Annotated in this window: 20 protein-coding genes; 8 read left to right on the top strand and 12 right to left on the bottom strand. The window is 62.9% G+C overall.

Going from position 1 to position 25,526, the window contains the following annotated elements:
- Positions 1 to 703: 703 nt before the first annotated feature.
- From efp to VDP79_RS05500, 11 genes are all read right to left on the bottom strand, one after another.
- The gene (gene efp / locus VDP79_RS05550; protein ID WP_323017232.1) at positions 704 to 1,261 is read right to left on the bottom strand and encodes an elongation factor P; all 558 of its coding nucleotides are present in this window, start codon (positions 1,259 to 1,261) and stop codon (positions 704 to 706) included.
- Between the two features lie 83 nt (positions 1,262 to 1,344).
- The gene (gene earP, locus VDP79_RS05545) at positions 1,345 to 2,439 is read right to left on the bottom strand and encodes an elongation factor P maturation arginine rhamnosyltransferase EarP (RefSeq protein WP_323017231.1); all 1,095 of its coding nucleotides are present in this window, start codon (positions 2,437 to 2,439) and stop codon (positions 1,345 to 1,347) included.
- 55 nt (positions 2,440 to 2,494) lie between these two features.
- The gene (locus VDP79_RS05540) at positions 2,495 to 3,697 is read right to left on the bottom strand and encodes a DUF2863 family protein (protein WP_323017230.1); all 1,203 of its coding nucleotides are present in this window, start codon (positions 3,695 to 3,697) and stop codon (positions 2,495 to 2,497) included.
- A 152-nt stretch (positions 3,698 to 3,849) separates the two neighbouring features.
- Positions 3,850 to 6,435 carry a bifunctional aconitate hydratase 2/2-methylisocitrate dehydratase gene (gene acnB, locus VDP79_RS05535; RefSeq protein WP_323017229.1) on the bottom strand — a complete coding sequence of 862 codons (2,586 nt, stop codon included), beginning with the start codon at positions 6,433 to 6,435 and terminating at the stop codon, positions 3,850 to 3,852.
- 371 nt (positions 6,436 to 6,806) lie between these two features.
- Positions 6,807 to 7,121, bottom strand: a complete 315-nt coding sequence (locus tag VDP79_RS05530; RefSeq protein ID WP_323017228.1) for a GNAT family N-acetyltransferase — start codon at positions 7,119 to 7,121, stop codon at positions 6,807 to 6,809.
- Positions 7,111 to 8,553, bottom strand: coding sequence for a bifunctional 2-methylcitrate dehydratase/aconitate hydratase (locus VDP79_RS05525; protein WP_323017227.1), 1,443 nt, complete (start codon positions 8,551 to 8,553; stop codon positions 7,111 to 7,113). The genes VDP79_RS05530 and VDP79_RS05525 overlap by 11 nt, the downstream gene beginning before the upstream one ends.
- Positions 8,554 to 8,629: 76 nt before the next feature.
- Positions 8,630 to 9,820 (bottom strand): 2-methylaconitate cis-trans isomerase PrpF, encoded by a 1,191-nt coding sequence (gene prpF, locus VDP79_RS05520; RefSeq protein ID WP_323017226.1) that lies wholly within the window; start codon positions 9,818 to 9,820, stop codon positions 8,630 to 8,632.
- Between the two features lie 17 nt (positions 9,821 to 9,837).
- Positions 9,838 to 12,432: a Fe/S-dependent 2-methylisocitrate dehydratase AcnD gene (gene acnD, locus VDP79_RS05515; protein WP_323017225.1), complete on the bottom strand. Its 2,595-nt coding sequence runs from the start codon at positions 12,430 to 12,432 to the stop codon at positions 9,838 to 9,840.
- 88 nt (positions 12,433 to 12,520) lie between these two features.
- Complete coding sequence (prpC, locus tag VDP79_RS05510) at positions 12,521 to 13,759, bottom strand: 2-methylcitrate synthase (protein WP_323017224.1); 1,239 nt, start codon at positions 13,757 to 13,759, stop codon at positions 12,521 to 12,523.
- Between the two features lie 49 nt (positions 13,760 to 13,808).
- Positions 13,809 to 14,708, bottom strand: a complete 900-nt coding sequence (gene prpB / locus VDP79_RS05505) for a methylisocitrate lyase (protein ID WP_323017223.1) — start codon at positions 14,706 to 14,708, stop codon at positions 13,809 to 13,811.
- Positions 14,709 to 14,898: 190 nt separating this feature from the next.
- Complete coding sequence (locus VDP79_RS05500) at positions 14,899 to 15,888, bottom strand: malate dehydrogenase (RefSeq protein ID WP_323017222.1); 990 nt, start codon at positions 15,886 to 15,888, stop codon at positions 14,899 to 14,901.
- Between the two features lie 196 nt (positions 15,889 to 16,084).
- Between VDP79_RS05500 and VDP79_RS05495 the strand changes: the two genes are divergently transcribed.
- The 8 genes from VDP79_RS05495 (at position 16,085) to VDP79_RS05460 (ending at position 22,999) form a co-directional block, all read left to right on the top strand.
- Entirely contained in the window at positions 16,085 to 16,855 is a 771-nt protein-coding gene (locus tag VDP79_RS05495) for a GntR family transcriptional regulator (protein ID WP_323017221.1), read from the top strand.
- 69 nt (positions 16,856 to 16,924) lie between these two features.
- Positions 16,925 to 17,338, top strand: a complete 414-nt coding sequence (gene sdhC, locus VDP79_RS05490) for a succinate dehydrogenase, cytochrome b556 subunit (protein WP_323017220.1) — start codon at positions 16,925 to 16,927, stop codon at positions 17,336 to 17,338.
- Complete coding sequence (gene sdhD / locus VDP79_RS05485) at positions 17,338 to 17,718, top strand: succinate dehydrogenase, hydrophobic membrane anchor protein (RefSeq protein ID WP_323017219.1); 381 nt, start codon at positions 17,338 to 17,340, stop codon at positions 17,716 to 17,718. The genes sdhC and sdhD overlap by 1 nt, the downstream gene beginning before the upstream one ends.
- A 1-nt stretch (position 17,719) precedes the next feature.
- Entirely contained in the window at positions 17,720 to 19,495 is a 1,776-nt protein-coding gene (gene sdhA / locus VDP79_RS05480) for a succinate dehydrogenase flavoprotein subunit (protein WP_323017218.1), read from the top strand.
- Between the two features lie 13 nt (positions 19,496 to 19,508).
- Positions 19,509 to 20,222, top strand: coding sequence for a succinate dehydrogenase iron-sulfur subunit (locus VDP79_RS05475; RefSeq protein ID WP_322999653.1), 714 nt, complete (start codon positions 19,509 to 19,511; stop codon positions 20,220 to 20,222).
- Positions 20,223 to 20,231: 9 nt separating this feature from the next.
- Positions 20,232 to 20,495 (top strand): succinate dehydrogenase assembly factor 2, encoded by a 264-nt coding sequence (locus VDP79_RS05470; protein ID WP_323017217.1) that lies wholly within the window; start codon positions 20,232 to 20,234, stop codon positions 20,493 to 20,495.
- 16 nt (positions 20,496 to 20,511) lie between these two features.
- A complete protein-coding gene (gene gltA, locus VDP79_RS05465) occupies positions 20,512 to 21,807 on the top strand; it encodes a citrate synthase (protein WP_323017216.1) in 1,296 nt (431 codons plus the stop codon).
- A 178-nt stretch (positions 21,808 to 21,985) separates the two neighbouring features.
- Positions 21,986 to 22,999, top strand: coding sequence for an Ldh family oxidoreductase (locus VDP79_RS05460; RefSeq protein WP_323017215.1), 1,014 nt, complete (start codon positions 21,986 to 21,988; stop codon positions 22,997 to 22,999).
- Positions 23,000 to 23,088: 89 nt separating this feature from the next.
- On the opposite strand, the gene VDP79_RS05455 is transcribed toward VDP79_RS05460, so the two are convergent.
- Complete coding sequence (locus VDP79_RS05455) at positions 23,089 to 25,383, bottom strand: NADP-dependent malic enzyme (RefSeq protein ID WP_323017214.1); 2,295 nt, start codon at positions 25,381 to 25,383, stop codon at positions 23,089 to 23,091.
- Between the last annotated feature and the right edge of the window lie 143 nt (positions 25,384 to 25,526).

Here is a 25,526-nt window from a genome sequence, read left to right as displayed (position 1 = left end):
CGCTTAATGGGTGGACTTGCCGGCAGGGCCGGGCATGGCGGCAGGTGGTGCCGTCGGCCATAGCCCCACACCTCCGCCATGTACTCTTCCAGTCGAACGCCTTGTTCGCCTCGTCTCTTTATAGTTTCTCCTCAGCCCGCCGTCCGGCCCTTCCGTCGTACCTTCTTCCCCAGCAGCATGATCAGCGTCTACGCCTTGATAGCCCTCGGTGCTGGCTTGTTCCTTCTTGAGTGTCCTCCATGACTTCTTCACCTCCTCACGTGGGTGCCTGGCGTCCTCGGCCTTTCCCTCCGATCCCCCCCGCGCCCGGCCAGCCTTCCTCCCAGCACGGCCTGTTCAACGGTCAGCTCCCAACAGGCCCAGGGCCGGCTTCGTCCTCCCGCGTTCGTTCGGTCTAGCATAACACCTTCACCCCGCGATCTTCACAAACCGAACAAGGGCGCCAGCTCATGGCTTGCGCTTGGGTGTGCCCATCTCCGCTTGACTTATCTACCTACTCCTCGAGCCCTCCCAGAGCCTCGAGAGCCGAGGGAAGCCGGGCATTCAGAGCCCGGCATATGTACCCCATTATTAAACCTCTTAGCTGTGGCGTAGCCACATCGGACTGAGTCACCTAAATAAAAAAACCGGAAGACTTAAGCGCTTCCGGTTTTTTTATGGCGGGGTCCGATGCGGCGATCGAAGCCCCGGCGCAGCGGCGTGATTACATCACGCGGCTGCGGTATTCGTTGGTGCGCGTGTCGATTTCGATCTTGTCGCCGATATTGCAGAACAGCGGCACGGCCAATTCGTAGCCGGTGTTGATCTTGGCGGGCTTCAGGACCTTGCCGGACGTGTCGCCCTTGACGGCGGGTTCGGTATAGGAGATTTCACGCACGATGATGGTGGGCAGTTCCACGGAAATGGCGCGGCCTTCGTAGAAGACGACGCTGACGGTCATGCCTTCTTCCAGGTAGTTCAGGGCGTCGCCCATGCTGTCGGCTTCGACTTCGTGCTGATTGTATTCTTCGTCCATGAAGGCATACATCGGGTCGGCGAAATAGGAATAGGTGCATTCCTTGTTGTCCAGCACGACTTGTTCGAATTTTTCGTCGGCCTTGTAGACGGATTCGCTGGCGCTGCCGGTCAGCAGGTTCTTGAACTTCAGCTTGACGACGGCAGAGTTGCGGCCTGACTTGTTGTATTCGGCCTTTTGGACCACCAGGGGGTCATTACCCACCATCACGACGTTGCCAACGCGCAGTTCTTGGGCGATTTTCATAGCGGTAAAACTCCGGGGATTGATGTGCCCCGAGCATGAAAAACGCGTGTCGAGGCAAAGCAGAAAAAAATTAACTGTCTATTCTAACTCTTCTGCAGGCGTTTCTGGCAAAAGCTCAGTAGATTGCGGGCCAGATCAGGCATGGCTGCCAGCTCCTCGGACCAAGCGGCGGCGCGGGTCTGCCAGGTGCGCCAGCCGTCCGGGCGCAGGGCTTGCGCCAGGGAATGCTGTACGCCGGCGGCGTCCTGGCGGTTCCAGGCGCGGATCAGCGCCTGGACAGGAGCCGGCCATCGGGCGCGATCCAGCCAGGCATCGAGTTTGTCCAGGTGCGCTTCGGCGTCCTGCCGGTAGATCTGCCAGACCAGCGGCACGCCCGCCCACAGGGCGCGGACCAGAGAGTCTTCGCCGCGCACGAAATTCAGGTCGCAGCACCACAACAGTTCGTCGAAGCGGGCCTGCGGCACAAAGGGGATAGGCATGACCTGCAACGCCCCCTGGCTTTGCAGGCCGGCAGGGATTTGGCCGGGAACCAGCAGCCATGTCGGCGTGCTTTGTTGCGCCAGCGCGGCTTGCAAGCCCGCCCAGGGAGCATCCGGATAGCAGAACAGCAGTATCACGCGGGCGTCGTCAGGCAATGCGTCAGTCTGCAGGCCCGTCAGCGATTGCAGGCGCCGGCGTCGATCCTGTACCTGTGTCCGCCGCCGATGGTCGAGCAGATGCGTTTCCCGCAGCAACCCCCCGGTGGCTGGGACAAACCCGGGAAAATAAAAATATTTTGGGACGCCGTTGGCTTGCGGGGACGGCAGGCCGTGGCAACCTTCCACCCAGGATTCAGCACTGAGGTATTCCAGATTAATCCAGAGGCAGTGGTGCGCCGCCATCGCGGCCTGATAGCGGGCCGGCAGATTGCAGGCGAAGGCCTCGATCACGATGCCGTGCGCCGGGGGAGACGTCTGTTCGGCGACATGCCAGGTGCCGATCTGCACCCCGTGCGCGGTTTGCCGGTCCGCCGCCGGATCGAGGCCGGGCGCCAGGCGTGTCAAGGTAGGCAGGTCGTCGATCCAGAGGCGTGCCGTCTGGCCCAAAGCGGCCAATTGGCGTGCCAGGCGCCAGCACACGCCCGCATCGCCGTAGTTATCGACGACACGGCAGAAAATATCAAAGGTCAGGGCATTCATCGGCGTTGCGCGGTCTCAGCTGGGTCAGCCGCGCCCGGCAGCTGCAGCAGCAGTATCAGTGAAACTGCACGGGCTCGGGATCGATTTCCTCGGGCAGTTCCGGGTGTTGCATCTCGCCCAGCATATTGGGGAAGTATGGTGTGCCACAGTCTTCACAGAATTCCATGGCTTGCAGGCCGGGCAGGCGACGCACGTCCTGAATGCCGGATTCGCGCAGCAAGGCAGCCAGGGTATCCCAGGTATCGACCTGATCGTCGGCGCCCTGGTCCGGGATCGATTCCTCGCGGCTGAGCGAGGGCCAGACGCAGCCGTAGATGACGTCGTTGTTCTGGCGGGTGCAGAAACCGATGCGGTATTCCTCGATCGCCTGCTCGCCGCAGGCGACGATGGCGGCCCGTAGGTCGGCGCCGGGAATGTGGGCAGCGGTCTGCAGCCAGGTAATGGCGGCTTTCAGGGTCAGCGGGCGGATGCCTTGGTCCGCCTGCCGGGTGCTGGTGTAGAAGGCCTCCGGCGGCAGATATTCGGTCAGACAGCCGGTGAACAGAGGCTCGGTGATCCGGGCGCAGCCTTCGGCCCATAGCGCAGTGACCGATTCACGGTTGGGCAGCTGGTCGGGGGGGGCGGATTGCCATTGGAACAGCGCCTGGCCCTTGGGCACGATGGCGACGCCCATCAGGAAATAGGCGTCGGCCAGCAGATCTTCGGGCGTATCGGCCGTACGGACCACGGGCAGGTCGCGCCGCGCCCCCAGGGCATGCTGAGCCATTGCCTGCACCCAGCTGCGGGTTTCGCGAAACGATTGCGGCAGTTGATCGAAGCGGATCAGTTCGGGCAGCAGCTGCAGGCGGGTGTCAGGCGTCAGCACCGCCGTGCGCATCAGATCGCCCAGCTGCTGTTGGTGTTGAGGGGACAGCTGGCCGGCGGGCAATTGATAGCGGGTCCAGGCCAGCAGGGGGGCGGAAATCAGTAGCGCTTCGTACGCCTGGTCCTGATGGGTGAAAGTCAGGGATTCGGAACGGGCCTCGGCCTGTTCAACCAAGAGTTCGTAGGCAGGGGAACGCTGATCCAGCAGATGATCCAGCGCGGTCTCTACCGTATGCCCCTGGCGGGCGCCCAGCGCCTTGTCCAGGGCTTCGCCCAGTTGCTGCTGCCACCAGCGGTCCTCCAGCTGGCTGCCGGATTGGGACAGAGCCTCGGCCAGGGCGATCAGAGAAAGCGACGTCCGGGACAGGGCAGAAGATCGGGAACGGGGTGGCATGCAGAACCGAAAGAAAGAGACGGATAAAAGCGGATCCCTAGTGTACCGCGTCCGTTCGGGCGGATCGGGAGGCTGACGGAAGGTAGAAAAAAAGCCCCGGAGAACCGGGGCTGCGTGGGCGGCCCCGGTAATAGCCGGGGCATCCAGCAAGGTCAGGCGTCGACCGTGTTGGCCACCGTCGTGAAGTCTTCGATCTGGTCGAAGTTCATATAGCGGTAGATGTCCTGGCTGTCCTTGGCCAGCAAGCCCATGGCCTCGAGGTATTCCTCGCGGGTGGGGATGCGGCCCAGACCCGAGCAGATCGCAGCCATTTCGGCAGACCCCAGGAACACGTTGGCGTTTTTCCCCAGACGGTTGGGGAAATTCCGCGTGCTGGTCGAGAACACCGTGGCGCCCTCGCGCACCTGGGCCTGGTTACCCATGCACAGCGAACAACCCGGCATTTCCATGCGGGCGCCGGCGGTGCCAAAGGTGCCGTAATGGCCTTCCTTGGTCAGTTCGCTGGCGTCCATCTTGGTGGGCGGCGCCACCCACAGTTTCGAGGGCAGGTCGCGCTTGCCCTTGAGCAAGGTCGCGGCGGCGCGGAAGTGGCCGATGTTGGTCATGCAGCTGCCGATGAAGACCTCGTCGATGGCGGTGCCGGCCACGTCGGATAGCGTCTTGACGTCGTCCGGGTCGTTCGGGCAGGCCACGATGGGTTCGTGGATGTCGGCCAGATCGATGTCGATGACGGCGGCGTATTCGGCGTCGGTATCGGGTTCGACCAGTTGCGGGTTGGCCAGCCAGGCTTCCATGTTCTTGATGCGGCGGGCCAGGGTGCGGGCATCCTGGTAGCCGTTGGCGATCATCCATTTCAGCAGCGTGATGTTGCTGTTCAGATATTCGATGATCGGTTCCTTGTTCAGACGCACCGTGCAGGCCGCGGCGGAACGTTCGGCGGACGCGTCGGACAGTTCGAAGGCCTGTTCGATCTTCAGGTTCGGCAGCCCTTCGATTTCCAGGATACGGCCGGAGAAGATGTTCTTCTTGCCTTTCTTTTCGACCGTCAGCAGGCCTTTTTTAATGGCGTACAGCGGAATGGCGTTGACCAGATCGCGCAGTGTGACGCCGGGCTGCATTTCACCCTTGAAGCGCACCAGTACGGATTCGGGCATGTCCAGCGGCATGACGCCGGTGGCGGCGGCAAAGGCCACCAGGCCGGAACCGGCCGGGAAGCTGATGCCGATCGGGAAGCGGGTGTGCGAGTCGCCGCCCGTGCCGACGGTGTCGGGCAGCAGCATGCGATTCAGCCACGAGTGGATGATGCCGTCGCCCGGACGCAGGGCCACGCCGCCGCGCGTGCTGATGAAGGCGGGCAGTTCGTGGTGGGTCTTGACGTCCACGGGCTTGGGATAGGCGGCGGTGTGGCAGAAGGACTGCATCACCAGGTCGGCCGAGAAGCCGACGCAGGCCAGGTCCTTCAGTTCGTCGCGGGTCATGGGGCCGGTGGTGTCCTGGCTGCCGACCGAGGTCATGCGCGGTTCGCAATAGGTGCCGGGGCGCACGCCCTGGCCTTCGGGCAGACCGCAGGCGCGACCGACCAGTTTTTGCGCCAGCGAATAGCCCTTGCCGGTATCGACGGGGGATTCGGGCAGGCGGAACAGCGTCGTGGGCGGCAGACCCAGTGCCGCGCGGGCCTTGGCGGTCAGGCCGCGACCGATGATCAGCGGAATGCGGCCGCCGGCGCGGACTTCGTCCAGCAGCACGTCGGATTTGAGCTGGAACTCGGAAATGACCTGGCCGTTTTTCAGGGCCTTGCCTTCGTAGGGGCGCAGTTCGATGACGTCGCCCATATTCATGGCGGACACATCCAGTTCGATGGGCAAGGCGCCAGAATCTTCCATGGTGTTGTAGAAGATCGGGGCGATCTTGCTGCCCAGACAGACGCCGCCGAAGCGCTTGTTAGGCACGAAGGGGATGTCTTCGCCGGTATGCCAGATGACGGAGTTGGTCGCCGATTTACGCGAAGACCCGGTACCCACCACGTCGCCCACGTAGGCGACCAGATGGCCCTTGGCTTTCAGTTCGTTCAGCAGTTTGATCGGGCCGACCTGACCGGCGGCGTCGGGCGTGATGCCGTCGCGCGGGTTCTTCAGCATGGCCAGCGCGTGCAGGGGGATATCCGGGCGGCTCCAGGCGTCGGGCGCCGGGGACAGGTCGTCGGTATTGGTTTCGCCCGTGACCTTGAAGACGGTCATGGTCAGGCTTTGCGGGACTTCGGGACGGCTGGTGAACCATTCCGCATCCGCCCAGCTTTGCAGCACGGCCTGGGCCTGGGCATTGCCTGCCTTGGCTTTTTCCTCGATGTCGTGGAAGGCATCAAAGACCAGCAGGGTTTTTTTCAGGCCTTCAGCGGCGACCGGCGCCAGGTCGGCGTGGTCCAGCAGTTCGATCAGGGCGCTGATGTTGTAGCCGCCCAGCATGGTGCCCAGCAGCTCGGTGGCGTGCTTGGCATCGATCAGCGGACAGTTTTCCTTGCCCAGAGCAACGGCGGCCAGGTAAGACGCCTTGACCTGAGCGGCGTCGTCTACGCCGGCAGGGACGCGGTGCGTCAGCAGGTCCAGCAGGAATTGCGCTTCGCCAGCTGGCGGATTTTTCAGCAGTTCGATCAGGTCGGCCGTCTGTTGGGCCGTGAGGGGAAGGGGTGATACGCCGATGGCTTCACGAGCGGCGGCTTCGGTGCGGTAGGAATCCAGCATGAAATGATGCCCCAGGAGAGAGGGTTGGTGAACGGCATCATTTTAAAGAAGAAGCATCATTCAGGCAACAGTCTTATATAAGATATAAGAGTCGGCGTTTGAACGTGGGGTTTTTGAGTCGGAGCTCATCGTCGTTGTCAGGTGTTCGGGGACACCGGTCGCGACTTGGCGGCTGCGCCGGGTGTGTGGATTTGGGCTCCAACAGTGTCCCCAAACACCTGACAACGACGATTGACGAGAATTGTGGCGTTCCTTGGGCTCGTTTGTGATGGTCAGTCAAAATTTGGCATTCCATATGCCGTATGGAATAGTCTGAGCCAGTGGCGGCGCCCGCACCAACACCGCCGCCACGGGCGTGCGCGTGCGGCCCGTCAGTCCACTAGATCCTGATATTCCGGATACCGCCGCACATAAGCCTCGACATACGAACATACCGGACGGACCGTCCAGCCGCGCGCCCGGGCGGTGTCCAGCCCGAAGCGCACCAGGTCAGCCGCGATGCCGCGCCCGCCGACCGGGACAGGCACCCCGGTATGGATGAAAGACGCGACCGTACCGTCCAGCTCGTAATCCAGTACGCACAGCTGGCCGTTTTCCGTGAATTCGAAGCGGTGAGCGGCCTCGTTATGGCGGATGGCACGGGGCGCCGTCGCAGCGGCGCCGGAGGTGGTGGCATCAGATGACATACAGATCCACGTATTCGTGCACCGGCATGGCCTCGAGTTTGGCCTGATCCAGGGACACATCCAGGATGCGCTGCTGCTGGCGTTCCGGGAACTGGCGCGTCAGGTTCTTGCGGAACTTGGCTTCCAGCAGCGGGATGCCTTCCTGGCGGCGGCGCTTGTGGCCGACGGGGTATTCGCAGACCAGCTCATCGAGCTTCGTGCCGTCATTGAATTCCACCGTCAGCGCGTTGGCGATCGAGCGCTTTTCGGGATCGTGATAGTCGGTGGTGAAGGCAGGGTCTTCCACGCAGACCATCTTGTCGCGCAGGGCGTCGATGCGCGGGTCGGTGGCGACGCTGTCCTCGTAGTCGGCTGCCGTCAGACGACCGAAGATAAGGGGCACCGCCACCATGTACTGGATGCAGTGATCACGGTCGGCCGGATTGTGCAGCGGGCCTTTCTTGTCGATGATGCGGATGCAGGCCTCGTGGGTGCGGATCGTGATCTTTTTGATGTCGGCGTCGGTCTTGCCCAGGGATTTCAGCTTGTCATGGATGTCCATGGCGCATTCCACGGCGGTCTGCGAATGGAATTCAGCCGGGAAGGAGATCTTGAACAGCACGTTTTCCATCACGTAGCTGCCGTAGGGACGCTGGAATTTGAAGGGCTGGCCCTTGAATGACACATCGTAGAAACCCCAGACCGGCGCGCTCAGGGCGGACGGATAGCCCATTTCGCCGGTGCGGGCCATCAGGGCCAGGCGCACGGCGCGGCTGGTGGCGTCGCCCGCCGCCCAGGATTTGCGGCTGCCCGTATTGGGGGCGTGGCGGTAGGTGCGCAGGCTTTGCCCGTCCACCCAGGCCAGGGACACGGCATTGATGATCTCGTCGCGCGACAGGCCCAGCATCTGGGACACCACGGCGGTCGAGGCGACCTTGACCAGGACCACGTGATCCAGACCGACCTTGTTGAAGGAATTTTCCAGGGCGATGCAGCCCTGGATTTCGTGGGCCTTGACCATGCCTTCGAGCACGGCGCGCATGGTCAGCGGCGCCTTGCCGGCGGCCACTGCGTTGCGCGACAGCCAATCGGCCGTCGCCAGGATGCCGCCCAGATTGTCGGACGGGTGACCCCATTCAGCGGCCAGCCAGGTGTCGTTGAAATCCAGCCAGCGGATCATGCAGCCGATGTTGAAGGCGGCCTGGACCGGGTCCAGCTGGAATTGCGTGCCGGGGACTTTGGCGCCGTTGGGGACCACCGTGCCGGGCACGATGGGACCCATCAGCTTGCGGCAGGCCGGGTATTCCAGGCTTTCCAGGCCGCAGCCCAGTGTATCGATCAGCGAGTTGCGTGCGGTATCCAGCGCGAGTTCGCTCTGGATGGTGTAGTTCAGGACATAGTCGACGATATCGACCAGAACCTGGTCGGGAGCGGGGCGGACATTGGATTGCATAGTGATGCGGACCTTTCTTTTGGCTGCATGTCTGCTGCTCGATGCTGTCGATCAAGCAGGCCTGGCATTGAAAACATTAAAACGCGTCGCCGGGTACGCGCACCCATCCCTCCATCAGTACACGGGCGCTGCGGCTCATGAGAGCCTTGTTGACGACCCAATCGCCGTCTTGTCGCTGGGCTTGCGCCCCGACTAGCAGGGTGCCGGAGGGATGACCAAAGCATACAGCGTTGCGTTCACCCCCGCCAGCTGCGAGGTTCACGAGCGTTCCGGGAATGGCGGCTGCAGTGGCGATGGCCACGGCTGCCGTCCCCATCATGGCGTGGTGCAGCTTGCCCATCGATAGCGCGCGCACCAGCAGGTCGATATCCTGGGCGTGGATCGCTTTGCCGCTGGACGATACATAGGCTGCTGCGGGGGCGACGAACGCGATCTTGGGCGTGTGCTGGCGCTGGGCGATGTCGTCGAGGTGCGCGATCAGGCCCATGCGCAGCGCGCCGTGCGCGCGGATGGTCTCGAACATGGCCAGGGCTTTGGCATCGCTGTTGATGGCGTCCTGCAGCTCGGCGCCGGTGTAGCCGACATCGTCGGCGTTGATGAAGATAGTGGGGATGCCGGCGTTGATCAGGGTGGCCTTCAGGGCGCCGATGCCCGGGATCTGCAGTTCGTCGACCAGATTGCCAGTGGGGAACATCGAGCCGCCCGCGCCTTCTTCCTCGGCGGCCGGGTTCATGAATTCGAGCTGCACCTGCGCGGCGGGAAAGGTCACGCCGTCGAGCTCGAAGTCGCCGGTCTCCTGGACGGCGCCTTGCGTCATCGGGACATGGGCGATGATGGTCTTGCCGATGTTCGCCTGCCAGATGCGCACGGTGGCCATGCCGTCTTGGGGGATGCGGTCCGCGTCGATCAGTCCCGCGCTGATGGCAAAAGGCCCCACCGCCGCCGAAAGATTGCCGCAGTTGCCGCTCCAGTCCACGAAGGCCTGATCGATGGCGACCTGGCCGAACAGATAGTCGACGTCGTGATCGGGCCGGCTGCTTTTGGACAGGATGACCGTCTTGCTGGTGCTGGAAGTCGCCCCGCCCATGCCATCGATCTGTTTGCCATACGGGTCCGGGCTGCCGATCACGCGCAGCAGCAGCGCGTCGCGCGCCGCGCCGGGCGACTGCGCGGCGTCGGGCAGGTCCTGCAGGCGAAAGAACACGCCTTTGCTGGTCCCGCCGCGCATATAGGTGGCGGGAATTTTGACTTGAGGGGGGTGAGCCATGCGCTGTTTCCTGTGGTCTAGACGGCTGCGGCCGATTCGATGAAGTCCTGCGCAAAACGCTGCAGCACGCCGCCGGCTTCGTAGATCGAGACTTCTTCGGCGGTATCCAGGCGGCAGATAACCGGCACGTCGACACGTTCGCCGTTTTTGCGGTGGATGATCAACGTCAGCGTGGCATGCGGGGTGCAGGCGCCGGACACGTCGAATGTCTCGGTGCCGTCGATGCCCAGCGTGTGCCGCGTCGTGCCTGGCTGGAATTCCAGCGGCAGTACGCCCATGCCGACCAGATTCGTCCGGTGGATGCGCTCGAAGCCCTCGGCGGCGATGGCTTCCACGCCCGCCAGACGGACGCCCTTGGCCGCCCAGTCGCGCGACGAGCCCTGGCCGTAATCGGCGCCCGCGACGATGATCAGCGGCTGCTTGCGTTCCATGTAGGTTTCGATGGCTTCCCACATGCGGGTGACCTTGCCGTCGGGTTCGATGCGCGCCAGCGACCCCTGCCTGATCCGGCCGTCGTCCTTCACCATTTCATTCAGGAGTTTGGGGTTGGCAAAAGTTGCCCGCTGTGCGGTGAGATGATCGCCGCGGTGGGTGGCATAGGAATTGAAGTCTTCTTCCGGCAAGCCCATTTTGGCCAGGTATTCGCCCGCGGCGCTGTCCGGCAAAATGGCATTGGACGGCGAGAGGTGGTCAGTGGTGATGTTGTCTCCCAGGACCGCCAGGGGGCGCATGCCGGTCAGCGTGCGCTCGCCGGCCAAGGCGCCTTCCCAGTAGGGCGGGCAGCGAATGTAGGTGCTCATGGAGCGCCATTCGTACAAGGGACTGGTCTGCCCGCTGGCCATGAGGTCGCGGGCGAACATGGGCTCGTACACCTGGCGGAAATGCTCGGGCTTGACGCTGGCGGCGACAATGGCGTCGATTTCCTCGTCGGACGGCCAGATGTCCTTGAGGGTGATCGGCTTGCCGTCTTGGTCCAGGCCCAGTGCGTCTTTTTCGATATCGAAACGGATGGTGCCTGCGATGGCGTAGGCGACGACCAGGGCGGGCGATGCCAGGAACGCCTGCTTGGCATAGGGATGGATGCGGCCGTCGAAGTTGCGATTGCCCGACAGCACGGCGGTAGAGTACAGATCGCGGCTGACGACTTCCGCCTGGATTTTCGGGTCCAGCGCGCCGCTCATGCCGTTGCAGGTCGTACAGGCGAAACCGACGATGCCAAAGCCCAGCTTTTCGAGTTCCGGCAACAGCCTGGAGTCTTCGAGATAGAGCTGAACCGCTTTGGAGCCGGGCGCCAGTGAAGACTTGACCCAGGGTTTGCGCGTCAGGCCCAACGCATTGGCGTTGCGTGCCAGCAGACCGGCGGCGATGACGTTGCGCGGGTTGCTGGTGTTGGTGCAGCTGGTGATCGCGGCGATGATGACGGCGCCGTCCGGCATCAGGCCGGGTTCGTTTTCCACCGTGCCGGCAATGCCTCTGGCGGCCAGTTCAGATGTCGGAATGCGGCTGTGCGGGTTCGAGGGGCCGGCGATGTTGCGACCGACGCCGGACAGGTCGAAGCGCAGGACGCGTTCATATTCGGCGGCTGCCAGGCTGTCGGCCCAGAGGCCGGTGTGCCTGGCGTAGGTTTCCACCAGTTTGACCTGCTCGTCCTGCCTGCCGGTCAGGCGCAGATAGTCGATGGTTTGCTGGTCGATATAGAACATCGCCGCCGTGGCGCCATATTCCGGCGTCATGTTCGAGATGGTGGCCCGGTCGCCCAGGGTCAGGTGGGCGACGCCTTCGCCGTAGAACTCCAGGTAGGACGACACCACTTTTTCTTTGCGCAGGAACTCGGTCAATGCCAGCACCAGATCGGTCGCGGTGCTGCCCGGTCGCGGCTTGCCGGTCAGTTCGACGCCGATGATGTCGGGCAGGCGCATCCAGGATGCGCGTCCGAGCATCACGCTTTCGGCCTCCAGGCCGCCGACGCCGATGGCGATCACGCCCAAGGCATCGACGTGCGGCGTGTGGCTGTCCGTACCCACCAGCGTATCCGGAAAGGCCACGCCGTCCAGGGCATGCACCACCGGCGACATCCGTTCCAGATTGATCTGGTGCATGATGCCGTTGCCCGGCGGGATGACATCGACGTTTTTGAATGCGCGTTTGGTCCAGTTGATGAAATGGAAGCGGTCATCGTTGCGGCGGTCTTCGATGGCCCGGTTCTTGTTGAAGGCGTTCGGATCGAAACCGGCATGTTCGACGGCCAGCGAGTGGTCGACGATCAGCTGGGTCGGTACCACGGGATTGACCTGCGCGGGATCGCCGCCTTTTGCCGCAATGGCTTCGCGCAGTCCGGCCAGATCGACCAGCGCGGTCTGCCCCAGGATGTCGTGGCACACCACCCGGGCGGGAAACCAGGGAAAATCCAGGTCGCGCTTGCGTTCGATCAGCTGTTTGAGCGAAGCGGTCAGGATGGCAGGATCGCAGCGGCGCACCAGGTTTTCGGCGAAGACACGCGACGTGTACGGGAGTTTGTCGTAGGCGCCGGGTTCGATGGCTTCGACGGCCGCGCGGGTGTCGAAGTGGTCCAGCTGAGTGCCGGGCAGGGGCTTGCGGTGTGCAGTGTTCATGGCGTCCAGAATCTGTCAGGTAATGAGCGGCAAGGGCTGCGATAGGAATGGGATCAGGCCGTGGCGTACAGCCTGATCCCGGGGGCCGTCAGCGGCGCTTGGCGAGCGGAACGAATTTCTGATCTTCCGGACCGACATAGTTGGCCGTCGGGCGGATGATCTTGTTGTCGATGCGCTGTTCGATGATGTGCGCCGACCAGCCGGCGGTGCGGGCGATCACGAACAAGGGGGTGAACATGGCGGTGGGCACGCCCATCATGTGATAGGACACGGCCGAGAACCAATCCAGGTTCGGGAACATTTTCTTGGCGTCCCACATGACGGATTCCAGGCGCGCGGCGATGTCGAACATTTTCATCGAGCCCGCGGATTTGGACAGGCGCTGGGCGACGGCCTTGATGACCTGGTTGCGCGGATCGGAAACGGTATAGACCGGGTGGCCAAAGCCGATCACGACTTCCTTGGCCTCGACGCGGCGGCGGATGTCGGCCTCGGCTTCGTCCGGGGTGTCATAGCGCTTCTGGATTTCAAAGGCGACTTCGTTGGCGCCGCCGTGTTTGGGGCCGCGCAGTGCGCCGATAGCCCCGGTGATGGCGGAATACATGTCCGACCCTGTGCCGGCGATCACGCGACCGGTGAAGGTGGATGCATTGAATTCGTGTTCGGCGTACAGGATCAGCGATGTGTGCATGGCGCGCACCCATTCGGCGGACGGGGTCTCGCCGTGCAGCAGGTGCAGGAAGTGGCCGCCGATGCTGTCGTCATCGGTTTCGACATTGATGATGCGGCCGTTGTGGCTGTAGTGATACCAGTACAGCAGGGCCGAACCCAAGCTGGCCATCAGGCGGTCGGCGATGTCGCGGGCGTCGGGCAGATTGTGGTCATCTTTTTCGGGCAGCACGCAGCCCAGCGCCGACGCGGCGGTGCGCATCACGTCCATGGGATGGCTGGCGGCGGGCAGGGCTTCCAGGGCCACCTGGACCTGGGCGGGCAGGCCGCGCAGGCGGCGCAGCTTGGCCTTGTAGGCCTGGAGTTCGGCCTTGGTCGGCAGTTTGCCGTGGATCAGCAGGTGGGCGACTTCCTCGAATTCGCAGGTGTCGGCGATGTCCAGGATGTCGTAGCCCCGATAGTGCAGATCGTTGCCGCTGCGGCCCACGGTGCACAGGGCCGTGTTGCCGGCCACGATGCCCGACAGGGCGACGGATTTCTTGGGCTTGAAGCCGGGAGCGGGCGTGGCGGGGGCGGTCTTGCTGTTTGCAGGCTTGCGGGGCGCCGTAGCCGCCTTCGAGGATGCAGTCTTCGTGGATGCAGTCTTTCGTGTCGCCATCAGAAATCTCCTTGAGTGACGGAATGAATATCGGTCGGTGCGGCCCGGATCAGGACGCCTTGCCCTTGCCTTGCTGAAACAGGGCGTCGAGCTGCGATTCGTAGCGGTGGTAGCCGATCCGGTCGTAGAGTTCTTCGCGCGTTTGCATCAGGTCGACCACATTGTGCTGGTGTCCGTCGCGGCGAATGGCCTCGTAGACGGTTTCAGCCGCCTTGTTCATGGCGCGGAAGGCCGACAGGGGGTAGAGCACGATGCCCACGCCCGCGCCCGCCAGTTCCTGCACCGTGAACAAGGGGGTCTTGCCGAATTCGGTGATGTTCGCCAGCACGGGCACGCCTAGCGATTGAGCGAATTTGGCATAGGTTTCCAGATCATAGGATGCTTCTGCGAAGATCGCATCGGCGCCGGCTTCCACGCAGGCATGGGCGCGCTCCAGGGCCGCATCCACGCCGCTGACGGCAATCGCGTCGGTGCGGGCGATCAGGTAGAAGTCGCTGTCGGTGCGGGCGTCGGCGGCGGCTTTGACGCGGTCGGCCATTTCCTGGGTGCTGACGATTTCCTTGCCGGGGCGGTGGCCGCAGCGCTTGGCGCCGACCTGGTCTTCGATGTGACAGCCGGCGGCGCCGAATTTGATCAGGGATTTGACCGTGCGGGCGATGTTGAACGCCGACGGCCCGAAGCCTGTGTCGATGTCCACCAGCAGCGGCAGGTCGCAGACGTCGGTGATACGGCGGATGTCAGTCAGCACGTCGTCCAGGGTGTTGATGCCCAGGTCGGGCAGACCCAGCGAGCCGGCGGCGACGCCGCCGCCCGAGAGGTAAATGGCGCGATAACCGGCGCGTTTGGCCAGCAGCGCATGATTGGCGTTGATGGCGCCGATGATCTGCAAGGGGGATTCTTCGATGAGAGCCTGGCGCAGCAAGGCGCCGGGAGAGGCGGGACGAGTCATGAACGGCGCTCCGGTGTGCGGCCGCGCCGGGCAGACCCGATGCGCGGCAGAGATCGCCCGGGTGGGGCGGGATTCCAGTCGATGCTATCGGCATTCTGTGCCTGCAGGGCATCCCTGTCTGTCATCGGCTGGACATTCGGCGGCGCATCTGCGGCCTTTCGGCCGGAAAGCGCGCCGCCGGGGGACGTGCTTACTTCAGCAGATCGGCGATGCCGTCGCGCTCTTCCAGCAGCTCGTTCAGGGTGTGGTCCATGCGCTCGCGCGAGAAGGCGTCGATTTCCAGGCCGCTGATGCGCGTGTATTCGCCATTGGCGGTCGTGACCGGCACGCCGTAGATGATGCCTTCGGGGATGCCGTAGGAACCGTCGGACGGGATGCCCATGGTGACCCATTTGCCATTCGTGCCCAGCACCCAGTCATGGATGTGATCGATGGCGGCATTGGCGGCGGAAGCCGCCGACGACAGGCCGCGGGCCTCGATGATGGCGCCGCCGCGCTTGCCGACGGTCGGGATGAACGTGTCGGCGATCCAGGCCTGATCATTGATCAGCGACTGCGCGGATTGCCCGCCGATGGTGGCGAAACGCGTATCCGGATACATGGTGGGCGAGTGGTTGCCCCACACGACCAGTTTTTCGATGTCGGCCACGGCCTTGCCGGTCTTGGTCGCCAGTTGCGACAGCGCGCGGTTGTGATCCAGACGCAGCATGGCGGTGAAGTTCTTGGCCGGCAGATCCGGGGCGGACTTCATGGCGATGTAGGCGTTGGTGTTGGCCGGGTTGCCGACCACCAGCACCTTGACGTTGCGGCTGGCGACTTCGTTCAGGGCCTTGCCCTGAGCCGTGAAGATCTGGGCGTTGACCTGCAGCAGGTCCTTGCGTTCCATGCCTTTGCTGCGCGGGCGGGCGCCCACCAGCAAAGCGATGTCGGCGTCCTTGAAGGCGGTGCGCGGATCGCTGTGGGCGCTCATGCCGGCCAGCAGCGGGAAGGCGCAGTCGTCGAGCTCCATCATCACACCCTGCAGGGCTTTCTGGGCCCGTTCGTCAGGAATTTCCAGCAGTTGCAGGATGACCGGCTGGTCCTTGCCGAGCATTTCGCCGGAAGCGATGCGAAATAGCAGGGCGTAGCCGATCTGGCCGGCGGCGCCGGTGATCGCGACGCGCATGGCGGGTTTGGACATAGTGATTCTCCGATAGGATGAGAGAGGATGCAGGGGGTACGAAAACGCCGAAAAGAGTAGTGTATTTCATCACCCAGCGTCAAGAGTCTTATATCTTATATAAGACAGAAGAGTATTAGACATCTTGACGTGGAAATGCGAAAATGCCGAAGTTCCATTTTGTAGCACGGGCCACCCTGCAGCACCTTCGTCCGACATGTCAGATACCCCCTCGATCGACCGCCAACAGCCGCTAGGACGCACTTCGCACAGTGCCGCGTTCAGTCCGCTGTATCAGCAGATCAAGGGCTTGATCCTGCAGGGACTGGATCGTGGCGAATGGAAACCCGGCGAAGCCATTCCCAGCGAACTGGAACTGGCCGCCCGTTTTCAGGTCAGCCAGGGCACGGTGCGCAAGGCGATCGACGAGCTGGCGGCCGACAATCTGCTGATCCGCCGCCAGGGTAAAGGCACGTTCGTCGCCACGCACAACGAAGCCCGGGTCCGCTACCGGTTTCTGCGGCTCAGCCCCGATGACGGCCAGCAGGCCGCATCCAGCAGCCAGATCCTGGATTGCCGGCGCACCAAGGCTTCGGCCGATATCGCTGCCGCGCTGGACTTGCGGGCGGGCGATGCGGTGGTCAATATGCGCCGCGTATTGTCCTTCGACGATGTCCCCACCATCCTGGATGATATCTGGCTGCCCGGCAGCGCCTTCAAGGGCCTGACCCTGGAATTCCTGCAGCGCTACAAAGGACCTGTCTACGCCCTGTTTGAAACCGAATTCGGCGTCAGCATGGTGCGGGCCGAGGAAAAAATCCGCGCCGTGGCGGCCACGGATGCGCAGGCTGATTTCCTGCAGATCGCATCCGGCAGCCCGCTGCTGCAGGTCGAGCGCATCGCCTATACGTATGGCGACCGGCCCATGGAATTACGGCGCGGTCACTACGTGACGGAACGGTACCATTATCGCAACAGTTTGAATTGACCCCCAGATCGGCGAAAATGCCGCTTGAATCCAGAAAAAATTCTTCCACTATCCAACTACGAGGCCATCATGTCTGAATCAGCCAAAAAGCCGCGTCCGCAGTTTCGTAATCTGGGGTTAACCGACCTCATGAGCTACAAGCTGCCGCCCGCTGGCAAAGCATCCATCTTGCACCGCGTCAGCGGGGCGCTGTTGTTCCTGGCGCTGCCGATCATCCTGGTGCCGCTGTTCGCGCACAGCGTGCAGTCGCCGGCGACGTTCGCCACCCTGCAGGAATGGGTCGCCAGCCCGGCCTGTAAGATCGTGCTGCTGGTATTGATGTGGGGCTACTTCCACCATTTCTGCGCCGGCATCCGCTACCTGACACTGGATCTGCATATCGGCAATGATCGCGGTCCTTCGCAGCGTTCCGGCGCTCTGGTGATCGGCGTGGCCCTGGCCTTGACCGTCGTGTTCGGTTTGAAACTATTCGGAGTCTTGTAATGACGCAAGAACGCATCGGTCGCAAGCGCCTGGTTGTCGGCGCGCACTATGGCACGCGCGATTTCATCGCGCAGCGAGCCACCGCCGTCATCATGGCGGTCTATACCCTGGCCCTGGTGTTGTACGCCATTTTTGTCCCCAGCCTGAATTTCGAATCCTGGCGGGCTTTCTTTTCGTTCACGATCGGCACGCTGCCGGTGGGCCAGTTGCTGGCCGTTCTGGCCTTCCTGTCGCTGTCCTGGCATGCCTGGATCGGTGTGCGCGACATCTGGATGGACTACGTGCGCTCCGCCGGCCTGCGCCTGTTTCTGCAGGTTCTGACCATTCTCTGGCTGGTTGCGGCAGTGGTCTTCTTCGCTCAAATTCTCTGGAGTCTCTAACGTGGCTGCTGTCAAGAAAACTCTCCCGCGCCGCCAGTTCGATGTGGTGGTCGTGGGCGCCGGCGGAGCCGGCCTGCGCTGCGCCTTGCAGCTCTCCAACGCCGGCCTGTCGGTTGCCGTATTGTCCAAAGTCTTCCCCACGCGTTCACACACCGTGGCGGCCCAAGGCGGCGTCAGCGCTTCGCTGGGCAACATGAGCGAAGACCACTGGCAGTGGCACATGTACGATACGGTCAAAGGCTCCGACTGGCTCGGCGACCAGGACTCGATCGAATTCATGGTGCGCGAAGCCCCCAACGCGGTCTATGAACTCGAACACTTCGGCATGCCGTTCGACCGCAACCCCGACGGCACCATCTATCAGCGTCCGTTTGGCGGCCATACGTCCCATTTCGGCGAAAAGCCTGTGCAGCGCGCCTGTGCGGCGGCTGACCGGACCGGCCACGCCATGCTGCATACCCTGTATCAGCGCAACGTCGCCGCCCGCACCAATTTCTTCATCGAGTGGATGGCGCTGGATCTGCTGCGCAACAACGATGGCGATGTGCTGGGCGTGACAGCCATGGAAATGGAAACCGGCGACGTCTACGTGCTGGAAGCCAAGCACACGGTGCTGGCCACCGGCGGCGCGGGCCGCATCTGGGCCGCCACGACCAATGCCTTCATCAATACCGGCGACGGTCTGGGCATGGCGGCGCGTGCCGGCATCCCGCTGCAGGACATGGAATTCTGGCAGTTCCACCCCACCGGCGTGGCCGGTGCGGGCGTGCTGATCACCGAAGGGGTGCGCGGCGAAGGCGGTTTCCTGCTGAACAAGGACGGCGAACGTTTCATGGAACGCTATGCGCCGCAGTTGAAAGACCTGGCGCCGCGCGATTTCGTGTCCCGCTCCATGGACCAGGAAATCAAGGAAGGCCGCGGTTGCGGCGATGGCAGCCACGTGCTGCTGAAGCTGGACCACCTGGGCGCCGAGACCATCATGAAGCGCCTGCCGTCCATCCGTGAAATCGCCATCAAGTTCGCCAACATCGATCCGATCAAGGATCCGATTCCGGTCGTGCCCACCATCCACTACCAGATGGGCGGCATTCCCGCGAACTACCACGGTCAGGTCATGACCCTGGTCAACGGCGAAGAAAAAGTCGTCAACGGCCTGTACGCCATCGGCGAATGCGCGGCCACGTCCGTGCACGGCGCCAATCGCCTGGGGACGAATTCCCTGCTGGATCTGGTCGTGTTCGGCCGCTCGGCGGGCAATTTCATCGTCGACCAGCACCCGGAAAAGCAGCACAGCCATCAGGTTCTGCCCGATACCGATATCAATGCGTCGATGGATCGCCTGGATCGCCTGGAAAGCCGCACCTCGGGCGAAAAGCCTCAGGATGTCGTCCACAAGATGCAGCAGGCCATGCAAAGCCATTACGGCGTGTTCCGCAAGCTGGAGCTTCTCAAGGAAGGCGAACAGGTCATCAACGATCTGGCGCCCGAAGTCGAGAACATGTATTACTCGGACAAGTCCCAGGTCTTCAATACCGCGCGTCTGGAAGCCCTGGAAGTCACCAATATGATCGAAGTCGCCCGCGCCACGGCGAAATCCGCCGCCAACCGGCTGGAATCGCGCGGCGCCCATGCGCTCGAAGAGCACCCGGATCGCGACGACGTCAACTGGCTCAAGCACACCTTGTGGTTCTCCCAGGACAACCGCCTGGATTACAAGCCGGTGCGCATGAAACCGTTGACCGTGGACACCATCCCGCCCAAGGCGCGAACCTTCTAATCTGGATATCGTCATGACAAAACGCATCGTGAAATTCGAGATCTACCGCTACGATCCGGACAAGGACGAGCGGCCCTACATGCAGAAACTGGAAGTCGAGCTGCAGCCTTCCGACAAGATGCTGCTGGACGCCATCCTGCGCATCAAGAACGACGTCGACGATAGTCTGGCGCTGCGCCGTTCCTGCCGCGAGGGCGTGTGCGGGTCGGATGCCATGAACATCAATGGGCACAACGGCCTGGCCTGCACGACCAATATGCTGGACCTGACCGAGCCCATCGTTCTGAAGCCGCTGCCCGGCCTGCCCGTGGTGCGCGACCTGATCGTGGATATGACGTTCTTCTACGACCAGTACCATTCGATCAAGCCTTACCTGATCAATGATGAACCGCCGCCCGAAAAGGAACGCCTGCAGTCCCCCGAAGAACGCGAGGAACTCAACGGCCTGTACGAATGCATTCTGTGCGGTTGCTGCTCGACGGCCTGTCCGTCTTTCTGGTGGAACCCGGACAAATTCGTCGGCCCGGCCGGCCTGCTGCAGGCCTACCGCTTCATCGCCGATTCCCGTGATCGCGCCACCGGCGAACGTCTGGACAATCTCGAAGATCCCTACCGCTTGTTCCGCTGCCATACGATCATGAACTGTACCGAGGTCTGTCCCAAGGGGCTGAACCCCTCGGCGGCCATCGGCAAGATCAAGGAAATGCTCGTTCGGCGCACGGTATAGGAATCCCGCATGCCTGGCGATCTGACTGATTTGGACCGCGCACGTCTGCGCTGGCGGGCGCGCCGCGGTCTGCTCGAAAACGATCTCATCATCACGCGCTTCCTGGATCTCCATGAAGCGCACCTGAGCGAGACCGATGTTCGGGCGCTGACACAGCTTTTTGAAATGGGCGACAACGAATTGCTCGATGTCCTGTTAGGACGGTCGGATCTGGACGGGGTGTACGACACCCCCGACATCCGACGGCTCGTTGAGCAAATGAAAGCGCTGTAACTTAAAGGAAAATCACATGCAGCTATCCGATAAAAAAGCCACGCTATCGTTCTCCGATGGCAGTCCGTCGGTTGAATTTCCCGTATACCAGGGGACGGTGGGCCCGAATGTCATCGACATTCGCAAGCTCTACGGCCAGACGGGGATGTTCACTTACGATCCGGGCTTCATGGCGACCGCTTCCTGCGAATCGGCCATCACCTTCATCGATGGTGACAAGGGCCAGCTGCTGTATCGCGGCTACCCGATCGACCAGCTGGCGCAGAAATGTGATTTTCTGACGATCTGCTATCTGATCATGAACGGCGAACTGCCCAATGAGCAGGAAAAGCAGGGTTTCGATGATCTGGTCACGCACCACACCCTGGTGCATGAGCAGATGCATACCTTCTTGCAGGGCTTTCGCCGCGACGCGCACCCGATGGCTGTGCTGACAGGCTTGGTGGGCGCTTTGTCGGCCTTCTATCACGACTCCACGGACATCACCAATCCGCGTCATCGCGAAGTGTCCGCGATTCGCTTGATCGCCAAGATGCCCACGCTGGTCGCCATGGCGTACAAGCATTCCCTGGGCCAGCCGTTCATCTACCCGAAGAACGATCTGTCCTATACGGGCAATTTCCTGCGCATGATGTTCGCCACGCCTTGCGACGACTATCAGGTCAACGAAGTCGTCGAACGCGCCCTGGATCGCATCTTCATCCTGCACGCGGATCACGAACAGAACGCCTCGACCTCGACGGTCCGCCTGTGCGGTTCTTCGGGCACCAACCCGTTTGCCGCGATCGCAGCCGGCGTAGCCTGCCTGTGGGGACCGGCGCACGGCGGCGCCAACGAAGCCTGCCTGAACATGCTGGAAAACATCCAGGCCAACGGCGGCATCGCCAAGGTCGGCGAGTTCATGGAAAAGGTCAAGGACAAGAACTCGGGCGTGCGCCTGATGGGCTTTGGTCACCGGGTCTACAAAAACTACGACCCGCGCGCCACGATGATGCAGGAAACCTGCCGCGAAGTGCTGGACGCGCTGGGCCTGCACAACGACCCGCTGTTCAAGCTGGCCATGGAAGTCGAGCGCATTGCCCTGGAAGACCCGTACTTCGTGGACCGCAAGCTCTACCCGAACGTCGACTTCTATTCGGGCATCGTGCAGCGCGCCATCGGCATCCCGACGTCGCTCTTCACGGCGATCTTCGCCCTGGCCCGCACGGTTGGCTGGATTGCCCAGTGGAATGAAATGCTGTCCGATCCCAACTACAAGATCGGCCGCCCGCGCCAGCTGTACACCGGCGCTGCGGTGCGCGACATCAAGTAGTCTGACTGCGGTATTACAGCAGCCGTCATGAAAACCGGGCCGTCAGGCCCGTTTTTCATGGGGCAGCCACCAGCACGGCGCGTGACAAGGCGGGGCAGGGACGAAAGACGCTGCAGGCTTGCCCTGGCCGTGGCTTGCGTGTACCGTCAGCAGGTTTGGCTGTACGGAGGAAAGCCCCATGACTGACATGCTGTATCTGAGTCCCCAGGAAATCGAATCCCTGTCCATGCGCGTCTTGCGCCATCATGGCCTGAGCGAAGCGCATGCGGGCGCCATCACCCGCGTGGTGCTGGCCGGTCAGCGCGATGATTGCCAGTCCCATGGCGTGTACCGGATTCTGGATTGCGTCCGGACAATCGGCAAGGGCAAGGTCAATGTGGCGGCGCAGCCCCGCCTGCAGGACGGAGCAGGTGCGATCGTCCGCGTCGATGCGGACTTCGGCTTTGCGCCGCTGGCCTTCGAATGCGGGCTGGATCCCCTGGCGGATGCGGCCCGCCGGCATGGCCTGGGGGCGCTGGTCATCCGGCATTGCGTGCATTTTGCCGCGCTGTGGCCTGAAATCGAAGCCCTGACAGAGCGCGGCCTGGTTGCCCTGGCCCTGACACCCAGCCACGCCTGGGTGGCGCCGGCGGGCGGGCGCCGGCCGGCGCTGGGCACCAATCCGATCGCTTTTGGCTGGCCCCGAGCCGGGCGGGATCCGTATGTCTTTGATTTTGCCACCAGCGCCATCGCCCGGGGCGATCTGGAATTGCATCGACGCAGCGGCCAGCCCCTGCCGGCTGGCTGCGGCGTGGATGCCCAGGGCCAACCGTCCACGGATCCTTTGGACGTCATGGCGGGCGCCATGCTGACGTTTGGCGGACACAAAGGCTCGGCGCTGTCGACGATGGTGGAATTGATGGCGGGCGCCTTGATCGGGGACTGGCTCAGCAGCGAGTCATTGGGCTATGACGCCGGGGCAGGGGCATCCCCTTGTCATGGAGAACTGATCCTGGCCTTCGATCCCGCCATGTTCGGCGATCCGGCCGAGGCGTCGGCTCGTGCGGAGAGCCTGTTCGATGCGATCGAATCCCAGGGAGCACGCCTGCCGTCTCAGCGTCGCTATGCGGCCCGCCAGCGCAGTCGCGAGGCGGGCATCGCCGTGCCGCGCGCGCTGTATCAGGAAATCCAGGCGCTGGCGCCAGCAGCGTAAACGCGCCGCTCATTGGGGCATCCTAGCCCATCAGCAACAAGGCCCGGCAGAACCGGGCCTTGTTGCTGATGCAGGCGCCAGGGGCGGCGTCAGAGGGTCACGCCGGATTCCTGCTGTGCATCCACCACGGCCAGCGCCGTCATGTTGATGATGCGGCGCACCGTGGAGCTGGTGGTCAGGATATGCACCGGGCGGGCTGCGCCCAGCAGCACCGGGCCCATCGCCACGCCATGGCTGCCGGTCATCTTCAGCATGTTGTAGGTGATGTTCCCGGCGTCCAGATTGGGCATGATCAGCAGATTGGCCGGCCCCTTCAGGGTCGTGTCGGGGTAGGCCTTGGTGCGGATCGGTTCGGACAGGGCCGAGTCCGCGTGCATTTCACCATCCACCTCCAGGTCCGGGGCGCGTTCGGCGATCAGCCGACGGGCTTCGGCCATTTTCAGGGAAGATGCCGTGGGGCGGCTGCCGAAATTGGAGTGCGAGAGCAGGGCGATTTTCGGCACGATGCCGAAACGGCGGACTTCTTCCGCAGCCAGGATCGTCATGTCGGCGATCTGTTCGGCGTCAGGGTTTTCGTTGACGTGCGTGTCGCAGATGAACAGCGTCTGAGTCGGCAGCATCAGCACGTTCATGGCTGCATAGGTACGGGCTGTCGATTTCAGGCCGATGACTTCCTGCACGTACTTCAGCTGGTTGTCGAAGCGGCTGGCCACCCCGCAGATCATGGCGTCGGCGTCACCGCGCTGCAACAGCATCACCCCGATCAGGGAATTGTGCTTGCGCACCATGGCCTTGGCGATGTCGGGCGTCACGCCTTCGCGTCCACGCAATTTGTAGTACGCGGACCAGGTCTCGTTGAAGCGGGCGTCGTCTTCCGGATCCACGATTTCAACATTCTGGCCGGGGATCAGGCGCAGGCCGAATTTCTGGATGCGCATGTCGATCACGCTGGGGCGGCCGATCAGGATGGGGTGGGCGATCTGTTCGTCCAGCACCGTCTGGGCGGCGCGCAGCACGCGTTCGTCCTCGCCATCGGCATAGATCACGCGCTTAGGCGCGGATTTGGCCTGCTGGAACAGGGGGCGCATCAGCTGGCCGGAGTGGTAGACGATGCTCATCAGGGACTGCCGGTAGGCGTCCATGTCCTGGATGGGACGGCGCGCCACGCCGGAGGCGGCAGCGGCTTCGGCGACCGCAGGGGCGACCTTGACGATCAGGCGCGGGTCAAAGGGCTTGGGGATGATGTAGTCCGGCCCGAAGCTCAGGTCCTGGTCCGCATAGGCGCCGGCGACTTCGGCGCTGCTTTCAGCCTCGGCCAGTTCGGCGATCGCCTTGACGCAGGCCAGCTTCATCTCTTCATTGATGACGGTAGCGCCGCAGTCCATGGCTCCGCGGAAGATGAACGGGAAGCACAGGACGTTGTTGACCTGATTGGGATAGTCGGAACGGCCGGTGGCGATGATGCAGTCCGGGCGGGCAGCCTTGGCGTCTTCCGGGCGGATTTCCGGGTCGGGGTTGGCCAGCGCCAGAATGAAGGGCCGGTCCGCCATGCTGCGCACCATGTCCTGCGTCAGGACGCCGGGGGCCGAGCAGCCCAGGAACACATCGGCGCCCTGGCAGACGTCGGCCAGGGTGCGGGCGTCGGTGCGCTGCGCATAGCGGGCCTTGTTGGGTTCCATCTGCTCGTCGCGGCCCTGCCAGATGACGCCGCGTGAATCGACGACATAGATGTTCTGTTGCGAGACGCCGAGCTTGACCAGCAGATCCAGGCAGGCGATGGCGGCCGCGCCCGCGCCGGAGCACACCAGTTTGACCTTGCCGATTTCCTTATTGACGACTTTCAGGCCGTTCAGGATGGCGGCGGATGAAATGATGGCGGTGCCGTGCTGGTCGTCGTGAAAAACCGGAATCTTCATGCGCTCGCGCAACTTCTTTTCGATGTAGAAGCATTCCGGCGCCTTGATGTCTTCCAGATTGATGCCGCCCAGCGTGGGTTCCAGGGCGGCGATGATGTCCACCAGCTTGTCCGGGTCGTGTTCGTTCAGTTCGATATCGAAGACGTCGATGCCGGCGAATTTCTTGAACAGGCAGCCTTTGCCTTCCATGACGGGCTTGGCGGCCAGCGGGCCGATATTGCCCAGGCCCAGCACGGCGGTACCGTTGGTCACGACGCCGACCAGGTTGGCGCGCGACGTGTATTTTGCGGCGGCGGCTTCGCCTTCGGCATGGATGGTCATGCTGGCGATGGCGACGCCTGGCGAATAGGCCAGCGTCAGGTCATCCTGGTTGGCCAGCGGCTTGGTGGGAACGACGGAAATTTTTCCGGGTGTCGGGAATGCGTGGTAATCGAGCGCCATTTTGGCGCGATCATCTTTCAGATCCATGATGACGAGTGCTCCTGCTGATTTATTGATATGGTGTCGTCGCAATCAAACCCGGGCGAGGCCTGATCGGCACAAGTGTTTGTAAATACCAACGCCAATCTCGTGAAAGTGAGTATTGACCGGGCATTTTGGGCTGGTCAGTT

Origin of the sequence: Castellaniella sp. (assembly GCF_034675905.1) — a bacterium.
Classification (GTDB): Bacteria; Pseudomonadota; Gammaproteobacteria; order Burkholderiales; family Burkholderiaceae_B; genus Castellaniella.
This window is presented reverse-complemented; position numbering and strand designations above follow the sequence as displayed.